This is a genomic window from Priestia flexa (assembly GCF_021441905.1).
GTDB lineage: Bacteria > Bacillota > Bacilli > Bacillales > Bacillaceae_H > Priestia > Priestia flexa.
Window position 1 is genome coordinate 2058063 of the sequence record NZ_CP090431.1, and the last position, 24445, is coordinate 2082507.

General features: G+C 37.6%; 24 protein-coding genes. 7 read left to right on the forward strand and 17 right to left on the reverse strand.

Annotation, left to right across the window (positions count from 1 at the left end):
* Nucleotides 1-2 precede the first annotated feature (2 nt).
* The 11 genes from urtE to LZP85_RS10620 all read right to left on the reverse strand — a co-directional run bounded on the left by urtE (nt 3) and on the right by LZP85_RS10620 (nt 10344).
* Complete coding sequence (gene urtE, locus LZP85_RS10570) at nt 3-704, reverse strand: urea ABC transporter ATP-binding subunit UrtE (protein WP_025910058.1); 702 nt, start codon at nt 702-704, stop codon at nt 3-5.
* Nucleotides 698-1450, reverse strand: a complete 753-nt coding sequence (gene urtD, locus LZP85_RS10575) for an urea ABC transporter ATP-binding protein UrtD (RefSeq protein WP_119543415.1) — start codon at nt 1448-1450, stop codon at nt 698-700. Before urtD ends, urtE begins: the two co-directional genes overlap by 7 nt.
* The gene (gene urtC / locus LZP85_RS10580; protein WP_206782710.1) at nt 1425-2495 is read right to left on the reverse strand and encodes an urea ABC transporter permease subunit UrtC; all 1071 of its coding nucleotides are present in this window, start codon (nt 2493-2495) and stop codon (nt 1425-1427) included. The genes urtD and urtC overlap by 26 nt, the downstream gene beginning before the upstream one ends.
* Before the next feature lie 13 nt (nt 2496-2508).
* Nucleotides 2509-3411, reverse strand: coding sequence for an urea ABC transporter permease subunit UrtB (gene urtB, locus LZP85_RS10585; protein WP_100347947.1), 903 nt, complete (start codon nt 3409-3411; stop codon nt 2509-2511).
* Nucleotides 3412-3487: 76 nt separating this feature from the next.
* On the reverse strand, nt 3488-4729 hold the full coding sequence (urtA, locus tag LZP85_RS10590; RefSeq protein WP_025910053.1) for an urea ABC transporter substrate-binding protein: 1242 nt from the start codon (nt 4727-4729) through the stop codon (nt 3488-3490).
* A 332-nt stretch (nt 4730-5061) separates the two neighbouring features.
* On the reverse strand, nt 5062-5928 hold the full coding sequence (locus LZP85_RS10595) for a 3D domain-containing protein (RefSeq protein WP_025910052.1): 867 nt from the start codon (nt 5926-5928) through the stop codon (nt 5062-5064).
* A 280-nt stretch (nt 5929-6208) separates the two neighbouring features.
* On the reverse strand, nt 6209-6958 hold the full coding sequence (gene nfsA / locus LZP85_RS10600) for an oxygen-insensitive NADPH nitroreductase (RefSeq protein ID WP_025910051.1): 750 nt from the start codon (nt 6956-6958) through the stop codon (nt 6209-6211).
* A 79-nt stretch (nt 6959-7037) separates the two neighbouring features.
* Entirely contained in the window at nt 7038-8168 is a 1131-nt protein-coding gene (locus LZP85_RS10605) for an MGDG synthase family glycosyltransferase (protein WP_119543417.1), read from the reverse strand.
* Entirely contained in the window at nt 8165-8761 is a 597-nt protein-coding gene (locus LZP85_RS10610) for a DedA family protein (protein WP_119543418.1), read from the reverse strand. Before LZP85_RS10610 ends, LZP85_RS10605 begins: the two co-directional genes overlap by 4 nt.
* Nucleotides 8752-9486, reverse strand: coding sequence for a polysaccharide deacetylase family protein (locus tag LZP85_RS10615; protein WP_206782712.1), 735 nt, complete (start codon nt 9484-9486; stop codon nt 8752-8754). The genes LZP85_RS10610 and LZP85_RS10615 overlap by 10 nt, the downstream gene beginning before the upstream one ends.
* A 243-nt stretch (nt 9487-9729) precedes the next feature.
* Nucleotides 9730-10344 (reverse strand): alpha/beta hydrolase, encoded by a 615-nt coding sequence (locus tag LZP85_RS10620; RefSeq protein ID WP_119543420.1) that lies wholly within the window; start codon nt 10342-10344, stop codon nt 9730-9732.
* 783 nt (nt 10345-11127) lie between these two features.
* Here LZP85_RS10620 and LZP85_RS10625 point away from each other — a divergent pair.
* Nucleotides 11128-12912 (forward strand): transglycosylase domain-containing protein, encoded by a 1785-nt coding sequence (locus tag LZP85_RS10625; RefSeq protein ID WP_119543421.1) that lies wholly within the window; start codon nt 11128-11130, stop codon nt 12910-12912.
* A gap of 316 nt (nt 12913-13228) precedes the next feature.
* Here LZP85_RS10625 and LZP85_RS10630 read toward each other — a convergent pair whose 3' ends face one another.
* Complete coding sequence (locus LZP85_RS10630; RefSeq protein WP_061786638.1) at nt 13229-14560, reverse strand: polysaccharide biosynthesis protein; 1332 nt, start codon at nt 14558-14560, stop codon at nt 13229-13231.
* 262 nt (nt 14561-14822) lie between these two features.
* Here LZP85_RS10630 and folE2 point away from each other — a divergent pair, with 262 nt between their 5' ends.
* The 3 genes from folE2 to LZP85_RS10645 all read left to right on the forward strand — a co-directional run bounded on the left by folE2 (nt 14823) and on the right by LZP85_RS10645 (nt 18137).
* Nucleotides 14823-15734, forward strand: coding sequence for a GTP cyclohydrolase FolE2 (gene folE2, locus LZP85_RS10635; protein ID WP_226638931.1), 912 nt, complete (start codon nt 14823-14825; stop codon nt 15732-15734).
* Between the two features lie 316 nt (nt 15735-16050).
* Nucleotides 16051-16731 carry a response regulator transcription factor gene (locus tag LZP85_RS10640; protein ID WP_174521204.1) on the forward strand — a complete coding sequence of 227 codons (681 nt, stop codon included), beginning with the start codon at nt 16051-16053 and terminating at the stop codon, nt 16729-16731.
* Nucleotides 16728-18137 (forward strand): sensor histidine kinase, encoded by a 1410-nt coding sequence (locus tag LZP85_RS10645; protein WP_061786635.1) that lies wholly within the window; start codon nt 16728-16730, stop codon nt 18135-18137. The genes LZP85_RS10640 and LZP85_RS10645 overlap by 4 nt, the downstream gene beginning before the upstream one ends.
* Nucleotides 18138-18163: 26 nt before the next feature.
* On the opposite strand, the gene LZP85_RS10650 is transcribed toward LZP85_RS10645, so the two are convergent.
* Entirely contained in the window at nt 18164-18553 is a 390-nt protein-coding gene (locus tag LZP85_RS10650; protein WP_035320781.1) for a FixH family protein, read from the reverse strand.
* A gap of 162 nt (nt 18554-18715) precedes the next feature.
* On the opposite strand from LZP85_RS10650, the gene LZP85_RS10655 reads away from it, so the two are divergent.
* Both LZP85_RS10655 and LZP85_RS10660 read left to right on the forward strand, forming a co-directional pair.
* Nucleotides 18716-19378 carry a hypothetical protein gene (locus tag LZP85_RS10655; protein ID WP_206782713.1) on the forward strand — a complete coding sequence of 221 codons (663 nt, stop codon included), beginning with the start codon at nt 18716-18718 and terminating at the stop codon, nt 19376-19378.
* A 257-nt stretch (nt 19379-19635) separates the two neighbouring features.
* Entirely contained in the window at nt 19636-20301 is a 666-nt protein-coding gene (locus tag LZP85_RS10660) for a type 1 glutamine amidotransferase domain-containing protein (RefSeq protein WP_206782714.1), read from the forward strand.
* 75 nt (nt 20302-20376) lie between these two features.
* Here the strand turns inward: LZP85_RS10660 and LZP85_RS10665 are convergent, their stop codons facing one another.
* Together LZP85_RS10665 and LZP85_RS10670 are read right to left on the reverse strand one after the other, a co-directional pair.
* The gene (locus tag LZP85_RS10665; protein WP_153301153.1) at nt 20377-20526 is read right to left on the reverse strand and encodes a hypothetical protein; all 150 of its coding nucleotides are present in this window, start codon (nt 20524-20526) and stop codon (nt 20377-20379) included.
* Nucleotides 20527-20671: 145 nt separating this feature from the next.
* Nucleotides 20672-22405 (reverse strand): ABC transporter ATP-binding protein, encoded by a 1734-nt coding sequence (locus LZP85_RS10670; protein WP_061786367.1) that lies wholly within the window; start codon nt 22403-22405, stop codon nt 20672-20674.
* Nucleotides 22406-22564: 159 nt separating this feature from the next.
* On the opposite strand from LZP85_RS10670, the gene LZP85_RS10675 reads away from it, so the two are divergent.
* Nucleotides 22565-22762, forward strand: coding sequence for a spore germination protein (locus tag LZP85_RS10675; RefSeq protein ID WP_025911246.1), 198 nt, complete (start codon nt 22565-22567; stop codon nt 22760-22762).
* A 12-nt stretch (nt 22763-22774) separates the two neighbouring features.
* On the opposite strand, the gene LZP85_RS10680 is transcribed toward LZP85_RS10675, so the two are convergent.
* The gene (locus LZP85_RS10680) at nt 22775-23836 is read right to left on the reverse strand and encodes a copper resistance D family protein (RefSeq protein ID WP_234561721.1); all 1062 of its coding nucleotides are present in this window, start codon (nt 23834-23836) and stop codon (nt 22775-22777) included.
* Nucleotides 23837-23840: 4 nt separating this feature from the next.
* A complete protein-coding gene (locus tag LZP85_RS10685) occupies nt 23841-24386 on the reverse strand; it encodes a copper resistance CopC family protein (protein WP_025911242.1) in 546 nt (181 codons plus the stop codon).
* Nucleotides 24387-24445 lie beyond the last annotated feature (59 nt).

A 24445-nucleotide genomic window follows, 5' to 3' on the forward strand; every position in this document is an offset into this window, starting at 1 on the left:
TTCTATACTACTAAATGCTTTTGAATAGCTTCTAAGTTCACATTTTTTGAATCTCCTTGTGCAACAATTCGACCATGATCTAAAATGTAAAAAAAATCCGAACAAGCTAGTGCTAAATCTACGTTATGCTCTACTAAAACGATGCCAACACCTTGTTCTCTAGCAATTTTAATAATGACCCTTTCAATAAGCTGAACAATAGAGGGTTGTATTCCTTCCATTGGTTCATCCAGCAACAAAAGTTCAGGATTCCCTACTAAAGCACGGGCAATCGCAAGCTGCTGCTGTTGACCACCGCTTAAATCACCTCCTTTCCTCTGTAACATTTCATGAAGAACTGGAAACAGCTCAAACACATGTGATGGAATAACGTCTTTTTTTGGTTTTTTTTGAAGCGCTTCAAGACCTAACAATAAATTTTCCTCTACTGTTAATGTTGAAAAGATATCCCTTCCTTGAGGAACATAACCTATCCCTTTTTTTGCTCGCTGCTCTGGTCTAAGACCTTTTACGGAGTGATTTCTCCAAACAACATCTCCTGCACTCGGCTTCAGTAAACCCATTAGTGTTTTCATTAACGTTGTTTTTCCAACTCCATTACGCCCAAGAACTGCAATAATTTTTCCTTTTTCAACTTTAATTGAAACATCACGTAAGATCGTGGTTTCATCATACCCCGCTTGTAGATTTGCTACATTTAGCATGTTTGCTTCCTCCTCCCAAGGTATACTTCTTGAACGCGCTCATTTTCTTGAACATCTGTCATATTACCTTCGCAAAGTATTTTCCCTTCATGCATGACCGTAACTTGCTTAGAATACTTTCTGACAAAATCCATATCGTGCTCCACTACAAGTACAGAACATGACGCGGAGATCTCATGCATTAATTCACCCGTTTTTTCTCGTTCTTTCCCAGTCATTCCAGCAATGGGCTCATCTAGAAGTAACAAGCTTGGGTTTTGCATGAGCTGCATTCCAATCTCTAGCCATTGCTTTTGCCCATGTGATAACTCTCCAGCTTGCTTGTATACGAAGTCTTGCAAACCAATTTGCTCAAGTACTTTTTCAATATGATTTTTTGTCTCTCCAGTCATTCTGGCAAATAAAACAGAGGTGAGATTTCTTTTTTGCCTGATTGATAGTTCCAAATTTTCAAACACACTTAACTGTGAGAAGATAGAAGGGTTTTGAAACTTTCTTGCAATTCCCTTTTGAACAATTTTATGTTCTTGAAGGCTTCCAAGGTTAACCACCTCTTCAAACAAAACTCTTCCAGATGTTGCTTTTGTTTTCCCACAGATGACATCTAAAATTGTTGTCTTCCCAGCCCCGTTAGGGCCAATTAAAAACCTCACTTCATTCGGTTCAATCATTAAGTCCACACCCTGCAAGGCTTTGAATCCATCAAAATCAACCATAACATTATCGCACCATAGTATCTGGCTCATGAGATTTCTCCTTTCTAGATTTAAGCTTTTTAAATTTGTTCTGTATTGATTGAACAAGTCCAGCCATACCATTCGGTAAGAACAACACGACTACAATAAACAATAAACCTAAAAGGATTAGCCAAATATCTGGGTATGTCTCGCTAAATAAACTTTTCGCACCATTTGTAAAGATAGCACCAAACACAGCACCAAGAAGAGAATGTCGCCCTCCAATCGCTACCCATAAAACCATTTCGATAGATGGCGTTATGCCCATCATTGCAGGTGAAATAATCCCTACCTGAAGAACAAACAACATACCTGCTACACCAGCAAAAGCAGCTGATAAAGAATATACAAACACTTTATAAGAAGTTGGATTAAAACCTAGAAAACGAACGCGGTTTTCACCATCTCGTATAGCCATTAATACTTTCCCAGCTCTACTTTTAGTTAGCCAGATGGAAAGTGCAAAAACAATTGCCAATACACCTACTGTGACAAAGTAAAGAATTTGTTGAACAAAAGAATCCGCTAATGGCATCCCCAAAAATGTATAAAAGCTGGTAAGACCATTTGTTCCTCCTGTTAAATCTTGTTTTCCAATAAATAAAGTGACTACAACGACAACAACTGCTTGAGAAATTAACGAAAAATAAACCCCACGGATGCGATTTTTAAACGTAAAGTAACCAAGAACTGTTGCTAACAGCATTGGTACTATGATCCCTGCACCAATTGCAAATACAGGGTTCGTAAACGGCTTCCAAAAAGCAGGAAGAGTCGTAACGCCACTCCACTCCATAAAATCTGGAAGACCAGTAGTCGAACCTTCTAGCTTTAGATACATGCCCATGCAATAAGCTCCTAGTCCAAAAAACACGCCATGCCCTAAGCTTAAAATACCTGTATAGCCCCATATTAAAGAAATTCCTATTGCCACAATGGCATAGCATAAAAACTTCGCTAATAAACCCAAACGAAACTCTTGCAGGAAAAGTGGTGCTACTAGAAAGCCAATAAGTACAACGATATATAAAGCATATGTGCGATTAAATTTCATGGATAATCCTCCTTTAATCCAATGAGCGTGTTCGCATACTTACAAGGCCAGACGGCTTCCATTGTAAAAATGCAATAATTAGTGCAAACACAATTACTTTTGCAATAGTGGCGCTCGTTGTATATTCAATCGTTGTACTTAAAATCCCAATTCCTAAGGCACCAATCACTGTTCCTGTCAGCTTGCCAATCCCACCTAATATTACAATCATAAACGCATCAATAATATAGTTGGTACCAATTGAAGGTCCAATTGGTCCAATAACTGTGAGTGCGCAACCTGCAAGGCCCGCAAAACCTGAACCTAACGCAAAGGCATAGCTATCTACCTTCTTGGTTGAAACCCCTAAGCAAGAAGCCATTTCTCGATTAAGCATAACGGCTTTCATTTTTCGACCAACTGCTGTTTTATAAAGGAAATAAGAAAGGCCAACTATGCTAAAAACAGCTAATGCTAAAATAAAAAGCCTTTTATACGGAAGAGTTGCCCCAAGAATACTAAATCCACCGTCTAGCCAATCGGGTGTCTTAACTGCTACATTCGGCGCTCCAAATATAGAACGAGCCGCTTGTTGTAAAATTAAACTCACTCCCCACGTGGCTAGCAAACTATCTAACGGACGATCATACAAAAAACGAATGACGGTCTTTTCAATGATTATTCCTAATACTGCGCTGATTAAAAATGCTAAAGGAATTGCTAGAATAAAATAATAAGCAAGCATTTGCTGAGGTAAATATGAAGAAACAATTTGTTGTACCACATAAGTAGTGTAGGCACCCACCATAATTAATTCGCCATGCGCCATATTAATTACATTCATTAGTCCAAACGTAATCGCAAGTCCTAACGCAATAAGAAGCATGATTGACCCTAAACTTAATCCATTAAAGAGCTGTGTAATAAAAATGGACAATAAAATGACTCCTCTCCATCTTCAAAAGATAAGATGTATACTTAGCACATCTTATCTTTTGAAAGCTTAGTAATCACTATTTTTTATTGCTGAGTGAAGCTCCCCATTCATAGCTTTCAAGGTATGGATCAGGCTTAATCGATTCACCAGATTTCCATACTTCTTTAAACTGACCGTCAGCTTGCACTTGACCGATTCGAGCCGTTTTCCAGATATGCTGATTAGCTCCTTCTATTTTCACTACTCCACTCGGCGCATTAAATTCAATTCCATCAGCTGCTTTCTTCACTTTATCAATCTCAAAGCTTCCTGCTTTCTCCACCGCTTTGGCCCATAAATATACTGCTGTATAGGCAGCTTCTATTGGGTCACCAGTTACGCGGTCATCTCCGTATTTCTTTTTATAGTTTGCTACAAATTCTTCATTTTCGGGAGTGTCTGTTGTTTGATAGTAATTCCAAGATGCATAATGCCCCTCTAATACAGAGGCACCAATTCCTCTTATCTCTTCTTCTGCTACGCTTACAGATAGTACCGGAATATCAGCAGAAGTAATACCAACATCTTTTAATTGTTTAAAGAAAGCAACATTACTGTCACCGTTTAATGTATTGAATATTACATCAGGCTTCGCGTCTTTAATTTTACTAATTAGCGTGCTATAATCTGTGTGCCCAAGAGGTGTATACTCTTCCCCAGCTAACGCGCCTCCTTCTGCTTTCAACTGAGATTTAATGACTTTGTTAGCTGTTCGTGGAAACACATAGTCTGAACCTATTAGAAAAACTTTTTTTCCTTTATTTTCAAGCAACCATGTGACAGCAGGTACAATTTGCTGGTTAGTTGTGGCGCCCGTATAGAATATGTTAGGTGATGACTCCATTCCTTCATATTGGACTGGGTACCATAACAAGCCGTTATTTTGTTCAACTACAGGCAGCATCGCTTTACGACTCGCTGACGTCCATCCTCCAAAGATTGTTGCTACTTGATCTTTTTGCAAAAGTTTTTTTGCCTTTTCAGCAAACGTAGGCCAATCAGAAGCTCCATCTTCAATTACAGGCTCAATTTTTTTACCAAGCACTCCTCCTGATGCATTTATTTCATCAATGGCCATCAATTCTGCATCGCGCAATGAAACTTCACTAATAGACATGGTTCCACTTAGTGAATGTAAAACCCCCACTTTCACAGTGTCCCCAGATGTATCTATCATCGCTTTTTGCCCTTCTGTACTAGTTGTTTTCCCGCAACCTGCAAGAACAAGCGTTGAGACTGCTATAGCTGATAAAACTGTTTTCCAACTGATTGGTTTCAATTGTGCCACTCCTTATCACATTCTAATTATTTGTGTTATAATTAGAATTAGGCATACATACCCCAATTTGTTATGCCCAATTCAAGCTTCTCACCGCCATGAGAAGCTTTTTTATGTATAACCCTCCCTTCACATCATCATGTTATTTTTCCTCACATTTGATGATATTTCTAATTATAATAAATTTTCTGACAAAATCAAGGTGTTTTTTGAAACCTTTTCCAGAAAGCGCTAACATTAAAGGTGTTTTTTTGTAGATTATTCGTTTTCTGTGTGTAATCATAAAAAAAAGAGATGCCTGAAATCAGACATCTCTTTTTTCTTATACACTATTAATCTAATACTGTAATGTTAACTGTTTTACGACCCCATTGCTCTGCATCAGCTTGTGCAGGAACAAATACGTCGATTTTATTACCTTTAATCGCTCCGCCAGTATCAGCAGCGATTGCTTCTCCATAGCCTTCAACATATACTTTTGAACCTAATGGGATTACGCTAGGATCTACAGCAATTACTTTTTGGTTTGGATTTGCTTTCAAATCTACTCCCGTAGCAGTTACACCGCTACATCCTTCACAGCTAGCTGTATAAGCAGTTGCTTCAACTGTTAACTGCTTACCGCTCTGTTGTGATTGTTCAGCAGGTTGTTCTTCTTTAGCTGGCTCAGGTTGTGGCGCTGGTGCAGCAGCTTCCTGAGCTGGCTCTTGTTTTTGTTCAGCTTCTGGTGCCGGTTGTTCGGCTGGTTCTTCTTTAGGCGCCGGCGCAGCTTCTTGCACTGGTTCAGCTTTTGGTGCTGGAGCTGGTTGTGCTACAGCTTGTGAACCTCCACTTGTTTCAATAGCAAAGACCTGACCTGGAATGATAAGATCATTTCCTAATCCGTTCCAAGCTTTAATTTGCTCTACTGTTACGCCATACTTTTGGCTGATTGACCATAATGTATCGCCGCGCTCAACTTTATGTGTAATTTCTTTTATGATTGATACATTTAAATTTTGTTCTGGATGAATAATCGTTGATGTTAAGTTATTTGCATCTTTTAATTCGTCAACGCTCACATCGTGGTTTTGAGCGATGCTCCATAACGTATCACCTTTTTGGACTTGATACGTGTCGTTTCCACTTGCAGATGCTCCACCTGCAAATCCTGCTGAAAGGATTGCTGTTGTTCCTAGAGTAAATATAAATTTCTTCATTTACGAATACCTCCTTATTTACTCAATGATTGAATGATATCACCTAGAGATTGCACAGCCATTACAGGAACATTCAACTTCCATTACAAAAATAACGCTTTTTTAACATGAAACTGTAATATTTCTGATAATTTGTCCATATGCTTCAACAATTTCTATTTATTTGTTGTTTTTTACAAACAAACCCTCCTATTCCTTTTTATTCATAAAAAATGCACCCTAATTGCTAGAAATCTCTAACAACTAGGGTGCATTTCATCAATTGCATATAACTGGTTATTTATTTTTTATTAAAGCCTTGCTTCTCTACGTACTCTTTCATATACATACGCGTTGGGTTCGATAGCATATGAGCCATTTGGCCAGTCCACGTATCGTTTCTTTTTCCATTCGTACGCTCATTATAATAAGAAGAAATTTGTTCATCATAGGCTTTTAATTCTTCAATAAACTTATTTTGATCTTGCTCGTATACTTCTTCATGATACACATTAGCTTGAGGTAAACGAGGCTTTTTATCCGTATCAGCAGCCGGATATCCAATCGTTAAACCGAATAGAGGCAGTACGCGACCAGGTAGCTTTAATAATTCTTGAACGTCTTGAAGTTGATTTCGAAGGCCGCCAATATAACAAATTCCAAGGCCCATTGACTCCGCAGCAACCGAAGCATTTTGAGCTGCTAAAGCTGCGTCTATTAAAGCAACCATGAATTTTTCGGCACTTTCAAGGGACTCAGATAAATCTTTACCTTCTATTTGAGCAATAACATCATGCCTATGCAGGTCTGCACAAAAAATAAGCAAGTGACCATTTTGAGCAACATACGGTTGATTACCCGCTAATTCAGCTAAGCGATTCTTGGTTTGTTGATTTTTAACTCCAATAATTGAATATGCCTGTATATAGCTTGATGTGGACGCTGCTTGGGCACTTTCTACGATCTTATGAATTTGCTCATTCGTTAAAGGTTTATCCTGGTATTTTCTAACAGAGCGATGACTTAAAATTGTTTCAATAACTTCGTTCATTTTTCAGAACTCCTTTTTCATTTTAATTCATTCGCTTCTTAGTATAACGAACATTTTCTTTTTTCAATATTTTTCTGCTTTATAACCGACTCTTTGTTGTTTCGTATTCATATAGATGAAACTGGTTCGCCAATACGTCAGAAACCGAGTACTCAATGCTTTCAATATATTCATCCATTCTTCGTAGTAGCCGGTTGCGCTGCACATCATTTTCAAGCACTTCCACCAACTGATCTTCAAGCAGCTGTGCTTTGTTAAGAGGCATCAATAAACCCTTTCTTTTTAACGTTTGAATATTAATTTGTTCTTGTCCTGGAAGTGAAGAATGAATAAAAATCGGTAGGCGTTTACGTAAAGCTTCACTAATGGTAACACCACCCGCTTTTGTCACAACTGCACTAGCTTGTTCATATAAGCAATTCATTCTTTTTCTGCAAGCAATATACGGAAGGGGTGTAATGCTTGGATGATTTAACTTTACGAGCTCTTGAAATAGCTTTTTGTTGTTTCCGCATAGTACCACATATTGATAAATACTATCGTAGGGAACAGAGCTAAGCATTTGTTTTACATTACCAAGCCCCGCATTCCCTCCAGCTATTAGAATCATCTTTTCAGATTTTGAGTCTATTCGTTTATTCGTAAAAGCAGCATGAACTGGAATTCCAGTCACATAAATGTTACGAGCAGGCACATCGTGAATACTTTCTAAAAAGTTTTTTGTTTCCTTATCAGGTACACAATGAATATCTACACCATTTTTCCCCCACACATCGCTTACTAAAAAGTCGGTATAGATATTAACAAGGGGTGTATCAATGATTCCTTTTTCTTTCAATCCGCTAATGACACGCGAAGGAAAGCTGTGGGTGCAAACAATAACGTCTGGCTTCTCAGACTCAACTAACCGCTTCATATTGTATTCAATAATCGGCCAGCTCTTAACAACAAAATCATCACATGTATGATTCTCCACTTTATAGACGTGTTCGTGATAAAATTTCTCAAACTGCTTTGGAAACATAGAAATCCATTTCATATATAAAGATGAAATTAACTGTTCAAGAGGTTTGCTCCAGTAACTTAGGCAATCAATCTTTTTCACAGAAATTTGCTTATAATTTGCCACGATTATTTCCATTACAGCATCCGCTACCTGATGATGTCCAGATGCCATCTTAAACAAGGGCAAAAATAAAATCTTTTTCATGAATGATCACTCCCTTTAAAGCGGGTGCTTCGCTTTTTTCGCAGCTGTAGTATAACGTAAACAACAAAAAATAAAATGGCTCCCCCGACAATAATTGAAATATGAACTTGATCTCCAACAAAATAGCCTAGTAATAAAAAAGATAGTACCCATACAATTCCGCCTATTACGGAAAAACAAACATATAATAAAAAAGGATAATGACTAATTCCTGCAAGGTACGGGCTAATTTGCCGAAGGCCAGGAACAAATAAGCCAAATAAAATTGTCCACTTTCCATGCTTATGAAACTTCTCACGAGCAGCTTTTAATTTTGGTTCAGTTAGTCCAACATACTTTCCATACTTACTAAAGAATGGGACCCCTGCATATTTACCCAGCGCATAAGCTACCAGCATACCAACGATAACACCTAGGCAGGCATAGATTGTTGATGAATACAACAACAGCTGGCCTTTTGCAATAAACATTCCAAGAATAATTAAGAATGACTCTTCAGGAGCTGGAATACCAACAATCCCGCAAAATAAAATTAAAAATATTGTGATATAACCAAATGCATTAATATAATGCGACACCATTGTTAATTCCACGTGCTTGTTCCTTCCTTTTGTAATTCAGAGAGCGTCTTACTATTCATCTTGTGCTGCTTGGCATATGGAATGAATTCTCTCAAAGCACCAATTGTATGCTCTGGTGCTTTTTCATCTGCTCCTTTTGTTTCTCCATTATCATGCAACACATAGACTGCGCCACGTTTTAATTTACTCTTCATCTCAGCTTCTAATGCTCTTTTTGTTTTCTTAAGCGACCAATCTCCAAATATATTAGACCAAATAATTGTACGGTAAGGTCTTGCACACCAAATGCTAAATAAATTCAAGTGCCCCCATGGCGGACGATAAAATATGGGCTCTACTCCAGCTGCTTCTATAATAACATCTTTACACATTTGAATTTCTTTCTTTAATCGAGCTGGTGTTAAAAACCAGGCACTTACATGATTATAATGATGGATACCAATTTCATGCCCTTCCATGACCATTCGTTTAAGTAGGTCGGGTTGTTCTTCTGCAATTGACCCTACTACAAAAAAAGTTGCTTTCATTTCATGTTCTTTTAGCAAATTTAAAATCTGAGCCGTATATTCTCTGTGAGGCCCATCATCAAATGTTAAAGCAAATGATTGAGCTCTCTTTACATTTATATATACGTTTGGATGAAACCACCGGTATAAATAGGTTGGGAATACTGCATACAAAAGCCAACAAAATCCAATTACTAATGAAACAATCAAAAACCATTTTATTACAATCATTCCAAATTACCTCATCTTTAATATTCTTTCATTATAACGTTTTTCTAAGTCTTTTGTTTCATTTTTTAAACATTTTCATCCTAACAAGCTTGATAGTACTGTGCAACTCAAAAAAAAAGGATGGGATATAACTAAATGAGCTCTTCTTAAAGACGAATCAACAAAAAATCCGAACCATAAAAGAGCTAACTCTTACTAGTTCGGATTTATCATTAAATGAAATAGTTATGTCTCAGCTTCTTTTTATTTACTTTCATGAGTGCGTCTATACCATGCTTTTGCCGCTTCTACTTCTGTTCGCGTAAGCTGATGACCAAAAGACTCCCAGTGAACGTCGACAGTAGCTCCTGCACCTTGAAGAAGTGTTGTTAATTCTTTCGTTTCGTCCGCTGGACAAATTGGGTCGTTTACTCCTGCACCAATAAAAATCGGAATACCTTGTGCATTAGGTACTTTAATATCTCTTCTTGGTACCATCGGGTGGAAAAGCACTGCACCTTTTAATGACTGTTCATAGTGAAACAGTAAGCTCCCCGCAATATTAGCACCGTTTGAATAACCGATTGCTATAATATTCTTCCCATCAAAGGCATATTCTTCAGCTGCTTCGTCTAAGAAATTATTCAGCTCTTTTGTTCGAACTGCTAAATCTTCTATATCAAAAACACCCTCTCTTAAACGCTTAAAAAATCTCGGCATCCCTTGTTCTAATACGCTCCCTCTAACCGATAACACAGACGCTTCAGGGTCAATCATTTCTGCAATTGGCAACAAATCCTCTTCTGTTCCACCCGTTCCGTGAAGCATTAGCAAAACTGGCTTTTTACTATTTATTCCTTGTTTAAAGATATGTTTCATCTCTCTCTTCACTCCTCTTCATATAAATATCTCGAATTAAAGATATTTATCATTATACGAACTCTTCTTATAAATGTAAAGGTGTTGCTCAATGCATAACCTTAAATAAATTGAACATACTAACAAGCACTTAAAACGGCAAATTCTTATCAATTACGCATTGAATAGTCCATACATCGCATGACTAATTATTCATTACAAGGTTTTCTCTTATCTTTTAATTTTACTGTTGCTCAACATTTCACAGCTTTTTGTAATAAACTCCCTTTCTCTTGTTAATATTTTCTATATTGTACCGATAGTAGTAAATGACCTAGTGTTGAACGATTACTTTTACTATTTAAAATAAAGCATGAAGAAGCAATACCTAGCGTGTTAGATATTGCTTTATTTGACAAACCAAAATTTATGGGTACACTAAATGCAAGATGTATCCGTCTTGTTTAAGTTTGTTGTAAACAAGAAAAATTTAACTTCTTTTGTTGTAGAAGACTGTACTATTGAATAAGATTATGCCGATAAGTATAGGCAACCTCTTCAATAAGTATGCGTAAAAGTGTAAACCAACCTTAACAATTAAAAAGAGTAACTAGTTAAACCATCTCTAGTGAAACAAACAACCACCGTTGTCAATAAGCTACATAAAGGACATGCCATGATTAAGGTTATCAAAAACCCTTTCTCTTCAAGCTTACACTCTATGTGCTAACTTACCATAAGGATAGAAGTTAAAGCTCTATCTTATTGAACACGGAATTATTAATTAGTGTGGAGTGAGAAACCATGAGAAAATTTATTCTCGCTGTTTTAACCGTTATTCTAGTGATCCTTCTTGGTGTCACTTATGTGTTAAAGCAATTTGAACAAACAGCTAGCTTATCATACAGCAAGCTGCAGGCTGTACAAAGCACTGTCATTTACGACAAAAATAATCGACCACTTGATGAATTATATAAGACGGTTCCAAGACAAAATGTGTCCATTGACGAAGTGCCTGATCATGTCAAAATGGCATTTGTTGCAACAGAAGACCGTCGCTTTTATGACCATTTTGGAATTGACATGCAGGGAATTGCGCGTGCTGTGTTTAAAAATGTCATCACGATGAGCAAAGCTGAGGGTGCAAGTACTATCACCCAACAACTTGCACGAAACTTATATCTATCTAACGATAAAACGTTTAAGCGCAAGTTTGACGAAATGTTTTTATCAATCGGACTTGAAAAGCAGTTTTCAAAAGATCAAATTTTAGAACTATATATGAATCAAATATATTTTGGTAGCGGCGTATATGGTATTGGAGCCGCATCTCAGCTTTACTTTAACAAAGACGTATCCCAATTAAGTGTTGGTGAAGCGGCACTGCTAGCTGGACTTCCAAAAGCGCCAAGCACATACTCACCTGCTAGTAGCACAGAAGAAGCAACCAAGCGTCGAAACGTCGTTCTCCAGCTTATGTTAGACCAAGAAGTCATTACGCAAGATGAGTATAATCAAGCTATCAATGAACGAATTGTCAAGCCTGACGTAACGTTTAAGCAACGAAATAGTCATCAAGCTTTCGTAGACTATGTTGTTCGTGAAGCTGAGAAAACGTATGGTGTTACGGCAGAAGATTTATACAAAGGCGGCTACGAAATTTATACTGATTTCGACCCACTTCTACAGGAATCCATTAATCGCTCCGTAACTAATCACGTGTTTGCAGACGATACGGCATCACACAAAGTAGAAGTTGGAATCGCCGCTATCAATCCAAAAACAGGCGGTGTATCAGCTATTTACGGTGGGCGAAATTATCAAACAAACGGACTAAACCGAGCTACAATCGGTTACCAGCCTGGATCAGCTATTAAGCCACTTGCTGTTTATGGCCCTGCGCTTGAAACTGGCGACTACAGCCCAACAACTACTCTTGTGGATGAGCCGGTAGACTTTAATGGCTATAAGCCTCAAAACGCAAGCGGTCGCTATCTTGGAGAAATACCGATGCGAGAAGCCATTGCTCGTTCAGTCAATACAACAGCCGTATCGCTTTTAAACGACATTGGCTTTAGAGATTCGTTCGGCTTTATGGAAAAAGCTGGACTTCCTTTAACTGATAAAGATCGAAACTTATCGCTAGCTTTAGGAGGAACCACAACGACTTTCTCTCCTCTTCAATTAGCGCAAGGCTACTCAGTCTTTGCAAACGAAGGGAAAATGACGAAGCCTTATGCGATTAAAAAGATTCAAATGCGCGGTGGCGAAGAACAAGAACCAGAGATTGAAACAGAAGAAGTCATGAGTCCACAAAACGCGGATACAATGACGTCCATGCTTGAAGATGTTATTGAAAAAAGCTATGGTACAGGAGCTAACGCTCGTTCTTCTAAGGATGCCGCTGGTAAAACTGGTACAACCCAAGATTATGGAGACGCTTGGTTTGTTGGCTATACGGACGAAGCTGTCATCTCTATTCATACAGGGTTTGAAAAACAGAAAACTGATGAGAAAAGAAAGAAATTAACAAGCGGTGGTGGCGAAGACCCTGCTAAATTATTTAAATCTATTATGGATAGTTGGTAAATCTAAAAGAGGCTGGGACATCAGTAATTCAGCCAATGTTAAACCTGAACGGTTGAGAGCTCCTCACTTTCAATCGTTCAGGTTTTTTGTTGATTGTGCAAACAATGTTGGAAACAGGGTGGAATGGATCGTAGGATACTCGACTCCTGCGGGAAACAGAAGGAAAACTGAGATCCCGCAAGCTCAGGTTCCTCCCCGCGGAAAGCGAGTGACCGTAGCGCAATGGAACGAACGTGTTCTGACAACGTAAAGAGGTGAGAAAAGGGATTGTTCGTCTTTTTTGAAAATTTGTTTTGTTATGTCCCACCCTCATTTTTTATAAAATTGTTTTATGTTTTTTAAGCGAAAAAAACGAAACGTTAATGACTCGACAGATTGTGACGTAGTGTAAAAGCGTCAATACAACGATACCAGCATTCATACCGATAATAACTCCTGTCATACCAATCGTTGGCTGCGAACCGAGTACAAACATAAGTGAAAAGGAAACAACGTGAGACCAAATCGTATGAAATAGCGCATCTTTCACGTACCCTAACCCAATTAAGTAGGCTTGAAGCGGAATGGCAAAGAAATGAAACAGAAAATATGGCCACAGTGCCTGCAGATAAAAAACAGCTTCTGTGGAATGAAAGAATAAGCTCGTTAATGGCTCCGCAAAAATATACATAGCCAAAACAGATGGAATACCGTAAATAAACGTAAGCTGCATACTTTGAAGAAGAAGCTTTTGCAATTGCTTTTCTTGATCCTTTGCGTGTGCTTCAGATACCGCAGGAATAAGAGCTACTAAAAGAGAATGAGCAAAAAATGCTGGAAAAAACCCAATGCTCATCGCTACTCCTGTGAGCATCCCAAAGTGCTGCGTTGCACCGCTAAGCGTCATCCCTGACAAAATAAGAGCATGCTTAATCAAAAATGGCTGGATAGCATTACAAATCGCATTAAACAAGCGCAAACCAGTTGTTGGCAACGAAACGCTCAGTAGCTTCTTTCGAACATCTTGAGGGGTTAATTGTGCTCTATGCCCTCTTGTAATGACGTTCAATTGAGTCACATACGTGATAAAAAAATAAAGTAAGATAACAGCTTCTGTTCCAATTAGGGTACAGATAGCAATGAACAGAGAAGTTTTCACATCTGTAAACTGAAACATTTGAAAAATAACAAATAAGATTGTTAATTGAAAGGCTTTTCGGATAAAGTTTGAAACCGCAATGGTTGACATACTGTTTTTTCCGGTAAAATATCCCCTCAATACGGCCGAGAAAGAGACAATTGGAATAAAGATTAATACGGCCCACTTTAAGTAGGGATGGTAATGTGTAAAGAAAGGAAAAAAAGAAACAACACCAAACGTGACGAAAAAAATAACGAGGCTTAATACCGTTGCAAACGTGGTGGCATGCTTCATCATATTGCGATGCTCATGTCGATTATGTTCTGCAATAAACTTTGAAATAGAAATCGGCAGCTCTAAATTTGCTACTGTGGCAACGAGAAAAATAATAGGGAGAACCGTCATATACATCCCCATTCCCTCTTTGCCAAGCTCTCGTGCTAATACCATATTCACTAAAAATTCAATGAGCTCCCCTGCAAAAGCAGCTCCTGCTAAGATAAATGTTCCTTTTAGAAAAGTATTCATCTACTAATCTCCTCAATTCTTGTCCTACCTACATGTATGACAACAATCTAATTATCAATTTCTTTAGATAACCCTTCTATACTTTGTCCTACTTTCATGTTATGTTCACCTTATGAGAAATAGAGCAACTTTATGCCTGTTTGGCACAGAGCACTCCATTTTCCTAAATTAATCATTGCAAGAAAAGAACAAAGTAGGTTAAAATTTTTCCAGATTCATATTTTTAGCGACCACCTTCTCTTAGGTGAAAGGAGAAAGAGCCATGACAACGATGACAACAATAAACTTACCTTCAAAGCAAGAACGCCATAAACTATTCGGTTCAGTAGATCCTGGCCCAAAAACAAAGCCCACTAAAAAAGAAGAAATGGCTGATCTACAAAATAAAAAGAAAGATTTTTTATTTGATATTCAAGCGGTTGGTGTTTCCAACGTTAAAATACCTGTAACCATATTTGCACGAAGTGGAGCTACGCCTACAATTGCTACTTTCACTCTCACTTCTTCTATTCCAAAGGATTCAAAAGGAACAAACATGAGTCGCTTTACGGAACTTTTAGAAGAGTATCGCAAGCGCGGTGAGTTGAACTTAACGTTTGCTGCCCTTACTTCATTTGTAACGGAACTCTCTGATCGCCTACGTATCCCTGATGCTAAAGTAGAGATTTCATTTCCATGGTTTTATGACCAAGTAGCACCTTCTTCAGGATTATCAGGCCTTAACCATTCTGAAGCTCGTTTGAAAGTTTCTTACACAAAAGAAGCTGGTGTGACGTTTGAAGTTGGATTAACAGCTGTTGTAAAAACACTCTGTCCTTGTTCAAAAGAAATCAGTGAATATAGCGCTCATAACCAGCGTGGCTACGTATCGGTAGATGTTCGGTTAGCTGATTCAATCAATGATGCTATTGACTGGAAACATGCTTTATTAGAGGCCATCGAATCAAACGCAAGTGCTAAAATCCACCCGATTCTTAAACGTCCAGATGAAAAAATGGTCACTGAACAAGCATATGAAAATCCACGATTTGTTGAAGATATGGTCCGCTTAGTAGCTGCTGACTTATACGAGTATCCATTTGTAGAAGCCTTTACTGTATCATGTCGTAATGAAGAGTCTATTCACTTACACGATGCTGTTGCAACGATTACATTTGACAAACAGCCCTGCTAACTAATAAGAGTGAGACATAGATATTTCAGTTAATGCTAGGTCCGAACTATAGAAAGTTAAATACTTTTGGTAGTTCGGATATTTTTTTGCTGCTTCGGAACACAATTTAAAAAACTAGCTCCATCGAACGGACGTGTTCTCACAACTTATACTATTTAGAAACGGCATGGTTTGTTTTTGAGAGAGAATTGTTTCGTTATATTACAATCTCTTCACAAGCTACAATAAAGCAAACGATTGCAAAAGTTCACTGATTTCTCACATATTTCCGATATACTAAAAGAAGAACTTTATACTGAGAAAGGGCATGATGAAAATGCAAAAGCCAACTATATTAATTGTCGATGATGAACAACAAATGCGACATTTAATCAAGCTATCTCTTCAGCGAGAAGGCTATATGTGCATCGAAGCTTCAAATGGAGAAGAAGCATTAGATGAATTAGCTCATATGCTCCCTTCCCTTATTCTCATCGACGTGATGATGCCAATCATGGATGGGTTTACATTAGCTGAACGAATAAGAAGCGTTCACCCATCTATTCCAATCATCTTTTTGACTGCACGCGGAGATGAATTTGATCGTATACATGGATTAAAGATTGGAGGGGACGACTACATTGTTAAGCCGTTTAGCAGCGGAGAACTAATAGCACGTATTGAGGCTGTCCTCCGCCGTACAACTGCACTTCCACGTTCAGTTGAAGTCTATCAGCGATTTGGAAACGTTAAAATCAACAAGCTTGGTCGAACTGTATATGTAAATGATGAAGCGATACCGCTGACGTTAAAGGAGTATGAACTACTCGTCTATTTATGCAACCACATTGGACGAGCCTTCACACGTGAACAGCTGCTACGTCAAATTTGGGGACTAGATTACCTAGGAAGTGAGCGTACCGTTGATACTCATATCAAAACGCTGCGCTTAAAGTTAAAAGCGGAAGGTGACTTGATTCAAACCGTATGGGGAATCGGTTATAAAGCAGAAGTATGAAAAAGCTTTCACTTTCTCTAACAACCAAGCTCCGCTTATTAATAAGCGGCCTTCTATGTTTTTCTATCGTATTTTCATTTTTATTTATTCAGTTTCTTTACGAATCACTCTATGTAGACAAAACAGAAAGCTCACTTGTAGCAGAAGGCCAACAAATTGCTGCTCACTATCACACAGGTAAAATTTCCGATTTTTTAATTGGAAACGTGAACTGGCATAATACAGTCTCAGAAGCGGAAATTTTAATTTTTAATAATCCCGAAGAGCTGAGTGGATACTCTCCATTTTCTAAAGAAGATAAGCCTATTATTTCAAAAGCAGAACGAAAAAAACTCTTAAAAGGCGAATACATTGTTAAAAAAGGCTACGAAGAAAAATTTGAACGCAATCTTATTGGTGCTATTGTACCGCTAATTGATCAAAAAACAAATGAGCTAGCAGGAATCGTTTATCTATATGTCCCTTTAGCTTCATTGAATGAAGTTTTTACAAAAGCAGCAAACATCTTAGCGATTGTCGCAGTTATTACGTTTATTTTTCTATATTTAATTGGTAATCGGATTACAAAAGCAATTGTGAATCCATTACAGCGAATGAAAACTTTTTCAAATGAAATTGCAAAAGGAAACTTTTCTATACGTATACCTTCTACCAGCAATGACGAAGTTGGTCACCTTGCTGAAGCGTTTAACTCCATGGCATCTTCCTTAAAAAAAAGTGATGAACAAAAGCGTGAGTTTCTTGCAAACGTCGCTCATGAACTACGCACACCGCTTAGCTATATAAAGGGCTACAGTGAACTTTTACAAGATTCAACTATGAGCCAACAAGAACGAAACGATTATTTGCACGTAATACAACGAGAAACGACAAGAATGAATGCACTTGTTCATGATCTTTTAGACTTATCTCAGCTTCAATCCGAAACGCTCACCATGACAAAGTCGCCTCTTGTTTTGGCTCAGCTTATTAATGAAACGCTTGACGTTTTAGCCATTAGCATTGCTAAAAAGCGGTTAACAGTTTCAGCCAACTTAGATGAAGATATTATCATGAATGCAAATGAGCTCCGTTTAAAACAGGTATTCTATAATCTGATTCATAATGCAATTCGTTACACGAATGCGGAAGGACACATTGACATCTCACTTTCCCATGATGAAAACAAAGTTGACATCAACGTAACTGATACGGGAATCGGCATATCAAAAGCAGATTTAAGTCGCTTAGGAGAACGTTTTTTCAGAGCGGATAAAGCTCGGACTCGCGACAAAGGTGGTACGGGCCTTGGATTAGCGATATCTAAGGAAATTATTCATTATCACGATGGAACCTTAAACTTTAAAAGTAATCTTGGTCAAGGAACTACCGTTACAATTACGTTTCCTTACGAATCTTTCCAATAGAAAAAGCCTCTTTCTAGAGGCTTTTTTCATTTTACTTCCACACGTATTTTAGGCATATTATGAGAGTCTTTTGCCGTTACGTGCGATTGAACTGTATAAATTCCAGGCTCTTGAAAGTCCGTTTCCACTTCGTATATGCCGTCCTTGCGATGTTTTGCTTCAATCATTTCCCCTTGTCCCTCTGCATTTTCTTTCTCAATTTCAAATTGTACGTCATCTGCGTTTTCAACTTTCTCATCACCATATGTAACAACCGCTTTAAAGATAACGGTTTCATCTTTAGATACTTCAGATGGACCATTCAGCTTCACATCTAGCATTTTAGGTTCAGCACTCGCTTCTTGCTCTTGATCTACCCCACACCCCATTAGAAAACCACATATACTTACTAGACATACAATTTTCTTTGCGTTCAATTTGACCGCTCCCTTCCATATAATCCCCTCATTATTTACTATAAACTGTAAATGTGAGAAAATCATGAAGTTTTTGCAAAATTTCATTCTTTACAAAACATAAGCTGTCTATTATTATAAATAATAATGATTGCGATTTATTTTAAAGAAGAAGGTGTTTTTATGTCTGCTCTGCTAGAAGTCCAAGGCGTTTCAAAAACGCACGGAAACACAGCTGTTCTTCGTAACCTATCTTTTACAGCAAGCGCAGGTACTATTACAACAATTATATCCGCTGACTATAAAAAGTTAACTGCATTACTCGAACTCTTATCTCTTTCAAGCGACCCTGATATAGGCGACATTTTGCTAAACCATAGCTCTTTGCTTCGCATTAAAGCAAAAGAGCGCAGAAAGCTAAAAGTGAAAATTCAAGAGCTAAACCCACATCAAAAAATGAAAGCTCATCCTCGGGAAACATGCCTAGAGTTTCTTGAAAAAGTTATTCAAAATATTCCTGATAGTATTCAATCTACGAATAGAAATAATCTAATCTCGAATGTTACTTCGCAATGCTCATTTCCTCTAACTTTATTAAATCAGCCCTTGCACTCTTTATCACAGGTAGACAAAGAGAAGCTGCTGATGACAAGTTGTTTACTCGTCTCTCCTTCTCTGCTAGTTGTAAATAGCCTTGCATATAAGTACAGTCATTCATTTTACGAAGTGCTTCATAAACTCAAACAGAGCTTGAACATTCCTATCTTGTTTATAACACAACAGATACCTAAACAACTTCATACTTCTATTACATATCTAGAAGATCAATCCTTACCTATGCAATAGCTGCATAGGTTTTTTCATTAATATTTCTCTCTTTATGCATAGTCGCAAAATTGATCAGTCTGAGCATTTAAAAGGATTTACCAAAACAATGCTGATACATACTCTTGTACTTTTTATTATCTCCTTTGTTCTCGTTTTCTCTATAACTCTTCTTTCTGTTTAACGATTTATTAAAACGGGTAAAAAAATTGTGGATGAATAAGATACTCATAATCGTTTCATATTAACAATGGAACAATTTACTAGGAGGTTTTTTCATGGCACGTATATTAGCCGTATTATCAAGCGGATATGAAGAAAAAGAGTATAAGACTGGATGGTGGGCAGAAGAACTATTTGCTCCTTTATTAAAGCTAGAAGAAGCAGGACATACGATTGACCTAGCATCACCTTTAGGAGGAAAGCCAACATTAGATGAACGCAGTATTTCAAAGGACTTTGATCCAAATGGTACGTACAAAGAGCTTGTTGAAACTGGACGAGCGGATCAAACAATGAATCTAGAAGAAGTTAACGCATCAAACTATGATGTTATTTTAGTTGTTGGTGGGCATGGTGCGATGTTTGATCTTGCGAAAAATGTTCATCTTCATCAATTAATGAACGATGTTTATGACAAAGGTGGCATCTTAGCAGCAGAATGTCACGGCCCGTCCGTATTTGCTTTCTTAAAAGACAAAAACGGAAAACGGTTAATTGAAGGTCTTGACGTTACTGGCTATCCTGATGCGATTGAACCTGAAGAAGTACTTCCATTTCTGCCTTACAGCCTAGAGCAAGAACTTAGCAAAATTGCTAATTATATACCTGAAATGGACAAGAAAGAGTATGCTGTTTGGGCTAACGACCAAATCGTTACAAGCCGTGATCCGTTCTCTTCAGAACTGATGGGCGATGAACTTGTGAAAAAGCTAAAAGCTTAACTGATTCCCCCCCTTTACTTTCACCTTGCTGAAGGTAAAGGGGGTTTTATAATTCAATCATTTTACTTCTCACTCTCAGTTATTTTTAACTTTAGCAGCATCAACAATAATGGTCTTTCCAAAGTCCGGTTGTTGGGTCGACAAAAGCTCTAATGTTCCATTACGATATACATGAATAAGCTTATATGATTTACTGTTATAAAAAACGTTATCTCCTACTTTCATTATCTAGCCCCCTTTTTTTCAGTAAATGGTTTTAACGTTCACTTTATCATAGTTCTAGGATGTCTCACAAGACCTTCGACAAAGATAGTGATTTTCCACTAAAAAAAGCGCACTAGAACCACTCTAGTACGCTCTTTTTACATTATCAAGATTCTGTTTGGAACTGCTGTTGAACCAAGCGGCGATAAAAGGTGTGCGTGCTTAGAAGCTCTTCATGTGTTCCATTCCCCGTCACTTCTCCATCTTCAATTACTACGATTTGATCAGCACTTATAACCGTTGATAAGCGGTGTGCAATGACAAGGGAAGTTCGCCCTTTCATAACTCGTTCAAGCGACTCTTGCACAAGCTTTTCAGACTCCGAATCAAGACTTGCTGTCGCTTCATCAAGAAGTAAAAATTGAGGATTGCGAAGCAGCGCTCTTGCAATTGCAATTCGTTGACGCTGACCTCCAGATAAGTTTACTCCTCTTTCACCAAGCATTGTATCGTATCCATCGTCAAAATTAATAATGAACTCATGAGCATTTGCCTGCTTTGTTGCTTCAATTATTTCAGCGTCTGAAATTGTACGCTCTAGCCCATACGTTAAATTTTCACGAATCGTTCCTGCTAAAATTGGCGAGTCCTGCTGCACATAGCTAAACAACTGACGCCACTCTCTTAGATTAATAACCTGACTATCTTTACCCTCTAATAAGATTTGACCAGAAGATGGGGCATAGAAGCGCTCAAGCAGTGAAAAAACGGTTGATTTCCCTGCACCGCTTGGACCAACTAACGCCGTTACTTCTCCTTTTCGAGCAGAAAATGAAATATTTTTCAACACCAATTTTTCCTCGTATTTAAACGCAACACGTTGAAACGTTAAATCACCAATTCGCTTAACTTGTTCTCCATGATGAAAAGACTCTTCTTCTTCATCCAAGATAGCAAAAATACGCTCTGATGCACCTTTCGTTTGTTGAAAGCTTGTAATAAAGCGAGTAAGTGAACCAACAGGTACCATAATTTGAAAGAGATAAAGAACAAATGCTACTAGCTCTCCTGCGCTAATAAACTCCTGACTAACGCGGTATGCACCAAATCCTACAATTGCAATCATAACGCTTGTCATCACGGTACTAATAATTGGCGTTATAATCGCTTCAATCTTTGCACGGCGTATCCCAAATAAAAAAAGTGAGTGAAATGAGCTTTTCCCCTCTTCAATTTCTTTCCTTTCAGAACTTGATACTTTAATTAAGCGTATCTCACTAAGCATTTGAGCTAAAAACGCCGTGAGCTTTGACATTTTATCCTGCTGTTCACGAGATATCTTATGAATCTTTCTGGCAAGTGGCATAACCAATAAGAACATTACTGGAATAACCGCTAATAAAATGAGCGTCATTGGAATATCTAGCGTAAACAAAATAACAATTGATATACTGATTGATAAAATATTTTTGACAAACTCTATCATTTCTGTTGATAGTAAGTTCATCACAATGGTTGTGTCATTTGTGATTCTACTCACCATTTCGCCAGAGCGATTGCGGTCGTAAAATGATACCGGCAGCTTAACAAGCTTATCCCAAATCGTTGTGCGCAGCTTCTCAACCACGCCTTGTCCCACTTGCGCCAAAAGATATAGAGATAAAGCGCTGGTAATCATTTGAATAATAAATAGTCCAATTAAAACTGCAATCATTTGTTTTGATAAACCACTGTTAATTGTATCCATCAGCTCTTTAATTAGTAAAGGAATAACAAGAGAAGCCCCTGTATTTGCTAATGCAAATACCAAAGAAACACTAAGCTTTCCTTTTGATGGATTGGTTAGTCTCCAGAGCTTTTTAAATGAAAAGTTTGTTTTAGCTTCTTTAGATTTGTTCATAATTTACCTTCTATCTTTCTAAATTCTACGTTTTCCATTTCTATTGTACACGAAATGAAAACAAATATAGAAATATTTACTTTCCCTTTACACTCGTCTATACATGATAAAATGGCTTGTCATAATATATAAAGAGTGCTCAAAAAAAGGATGATGATTATGCCCGTTTGGATTAAATCCGTTTACATTGGAAAAATCACCGGTGGAATTGTTAATTTTGGTGACGTATGCTACATTTCTCCTTTCACTAACTCAAAAGAAAATAGCGTATCGCCCACAACAGGTGATGAACCAGCTAATGATAGCAAATCAGGTAAAAAATTACGGCAACGAAAAAAGACTTTCAAACAACGTTGAAAGCCTTTTTTATTAAAAAGAAATGCTTGTAATCATAGCAATGTATAAAGAAAATACAAACAATGCTCCACTTAGCAAACTAAACCAGGCATTTATTTTTTTATAAAAAATAATAAAGATATATGTAAGAAAGAAGATTGCCAAAAATGAGAAGATTGCACCTACGATTGTAAAGTGAAACGTAATTGGTAAGGTGATTGGCTGACCATAAATAAATGGAAGCAGAGAATTTGCTTCTGCATACTGTAGATTTGTAGGCGGTGATTGATTAACCATAACGCCTGTTACAAAGAAAATAATTAGTAAGGTCACCGCTTCAACTCTTAGCCATCTAGTTGGGCGAAAAGTATGTGAGCGTTTCACTTTACGAAGCAAAATACCATTGATTACTGCAAAAACGATTAATAAAATAATACTTATTTGTTTAAGTAACAAACCTTGTCCATAGTTTGTAGACCATGAATTTATGTAGTTAGGGAGTCCTACTATAATAAGCATGGCAATTACTCCGCTTAGTGAAAGTAGAATAAAACACCCTACTGCAAAGGGAGTAAACCATGTTAAAAAAGGTTTCCAATTCACAGCTTTTTGTATAAAAAAGGAAACGGTTAAAACAACTCCGCTCCAAAGACCGACAAACAGCACGTGAAGAAAATGCGAAAGCATGCCGTTAAGCGGCGAAATCGAGGCGGCGTGGCCAGCATAAGAGATCCCAAGCACTAGACCAATAGTTAGTATTGTATAGATATGGGGATGACTTTTTACGACAATCGTAAGAATCAATAACATCGAGGAAAGTACAACAATCAACCATGCATGACCTGTTTTACTTCCAAATAGTACTGCCTGAATTGTATCTGAGAAACCTCTAATTTTTGAAAATGCAAGCACAATTTCTAAAACTGGGCCTATAGAAAAAATCCCTACTGCAGAAGCACTGCCAATTAGCCACTTACTCGATATACTTAAAGCAGGCTTGTTCTCTTCAGAGACATACTGTAAAACTGCTGTACCGAGTAAGAACGCTAAACCAATATACGTAACCCATTCAAATAGCGGTAAAACTACTGACATTGAATCAGCCTTTCTTTTTTCTAAACACAAAGATGAGTGCTGTTGCTACGATAACCACTGCTACAATCATAATAACGAAGAAAGATGAGTTTTCGCTTGTTGATTCAGCTTCTGTTTGCTCATCTGGAGAGCTGCTTTTTTCAGCTTCTTCTGTAGCAGACTCTTTTTGTGTATCTTTATTTTCAGATGTTACTTCTTCTTGATCTGCATTCACGGTAAATGAAATTGCATCTTCCATAACGTGACCATCTTCTCCTACAATGTTCCACTTCACTTCATATTCTCCATTTGGAAGCGGCTCTTCAAATGTACCTATTAAATCATGACCTGATACTTCCTGTGAATCAATTGAAAGTTCTTGACCATCTTTTGTCACGGTCAGTGTACTTACTTTTTCAATATGTGTCTCAAAGCTAAGTTTTATTTCAGTTAGCTGAGACGTAACCGTAGCCCCGTTTTCAGGTACGGTTGTTTGAACATGCGTATGGGCAAAGCTCACCGTTGGAAGAGCGAGTAACATTACCATTAAAAACATCATGATTTTTCTCATTAATTTTCACCTTCATTTAAATTTTCTATGTATTTGTTTCTATCCATTACCAAGTGTAC

Excerpts from the sequence above, each read along its gene's own strand:
- nfsA (WP_025910051.1), bottom strand. The coding sequence starts at position 6,958 with ATGAACGAAGTTATTGAAACAATTTTAAGTCATCGCTCTGTTAGAAAA.
- urtD (WP_119543415.1), bottom strand. The coding sequence starts at position 1,450 with ATGAGCCAGATACTATGGTGCGATAATGTTATGGTTGATTTTGATGGA.
- LZP85_RS10605 (WP_119543417.1), bottom strand. The coding sequence starts at position 8,168 with ATGAAAAAGATTTTATTTTTGCCCTTGTTTAAGATGGCATCTGGACAT.
- LZP85_RS10685 (WP_025911242.1), bottom strand. The coding sequence starts at position 24,386 with ATGAGAAAAATCATGATGTTTTTAATGGTAATGTTACTCGCTCTTCCA.
- LZP85_RS10630 (WP_061786638.1), bottom strand. The coding sequence starts at position 14,560 with ATGAATACTTTTCTAAAAGGAACATTTATCTTAGCAGGAGCTGCTTTT.
- LZP85_RS10595 (WP_025910052.1), bottom strand. The coding sequence starts at position 5,928 with ATGAAGAAATTTATATTTACTCTAGGAACAACAGCAATCCTTTCAGCA.
- LZP85_RS10620 (WP_119543420.1), bottom strand. The coding sequence starts at position 10,344 with ATGAAACATATCTTTAAACAAGGAATAAATAGTAAAAAGCCAGTTTTG.
- LZP85_RS10625 (WP_119543421.1), top strand. The coding sequence starts at position 11,128 with ATGAGAAAATTTATTCTCGCTGTTTTAACCGTTATTCTAGTGATCCTT.
- urtE (WP_025910058.1), bottom strand. The coding sequence starts at position 704 with ATGCTAAATGTAGCAAATCTACAAGCGGGGTATGATGAAACCACGATC.
- LZP85_RS10655 (WP_206782713.1), top strand. The coding sequence starts at position 18,716 with ATGTCTGCTCTGCTAGAAGTCCAAGGCGTTTCAAAAACGCACGGAAAC.
- LZP85_RS10670 (WP_061786367.1), bottom strand. The coding sequence starts at position 22,405 with ATGAACAAATCTAAAGAAGCTAAAACAAACTTTTCATTTAAAAAGCTC.
- LZP85_RS10645 (WP_061786635.1), top strand. The coding sequence starts at position 16,728 with ATGAAAAAGCTTTCACTTTCTCTAACAACCAAGCTCCGCTTATTAATA.
- LZP85_RS10680 (WP_234561721.1), bottom strand. The coding sequence starts at position 23,836 with ATGTCAGTAGTTTTACCGCTATTTGAATGGGTTACGTATATTGGTTTA.
- LZP85_RS10640 (WP_174521204.1), top strand. The coding sequence starts at position 16,051 with ATGCAAAAGCCAACTATATTAATTGTCGATGATGAACAACAAATGCGA.
- LZP85_RS10665 (WP_153301153.1), bottom strand. The coding sequence starts at position 20,526 with ATGAAAGTAGGAGATAACGTTTTTTATAACAGTAAATCATATAAGCTT.
- LZP85_RS10675 (WP_025911246.1), top strand. The coding sequence starts at position 22,565 with ATGCCCGTTTGGATTAAATCCGTTTACATTGGAAAAATCACCGGTGGA.
- folE2 (WP_226638931.1), top strand. The coding sequence starts at position 14,823 with ATGACAACGATGACAACAATAAACTTACCTTCAAAGCAAGAACGCCAT.
- LZP85_RS10615 (WP_206782712.1), bottom strand. The coding sequence starts at position 9,486 with ATGATTGTAATAAAATGGTTTTTGATTGTTTCATTAGTAATTGGATTT.
- urtC (WP_206782710.1), bottom strand. The coding sequence starts at position 2,495 with ATGAAATTTAATCGCACATATGCTTTATATATCGTTGTACTTATTGGC.
- LZP85_RS10660 (WP_206782714.1), top strand. The coding sequence starts at position 19,636 with ATGGCACGTATATTAGCCGTATTATCAAGCGGATATGAAGAAAAAGAG.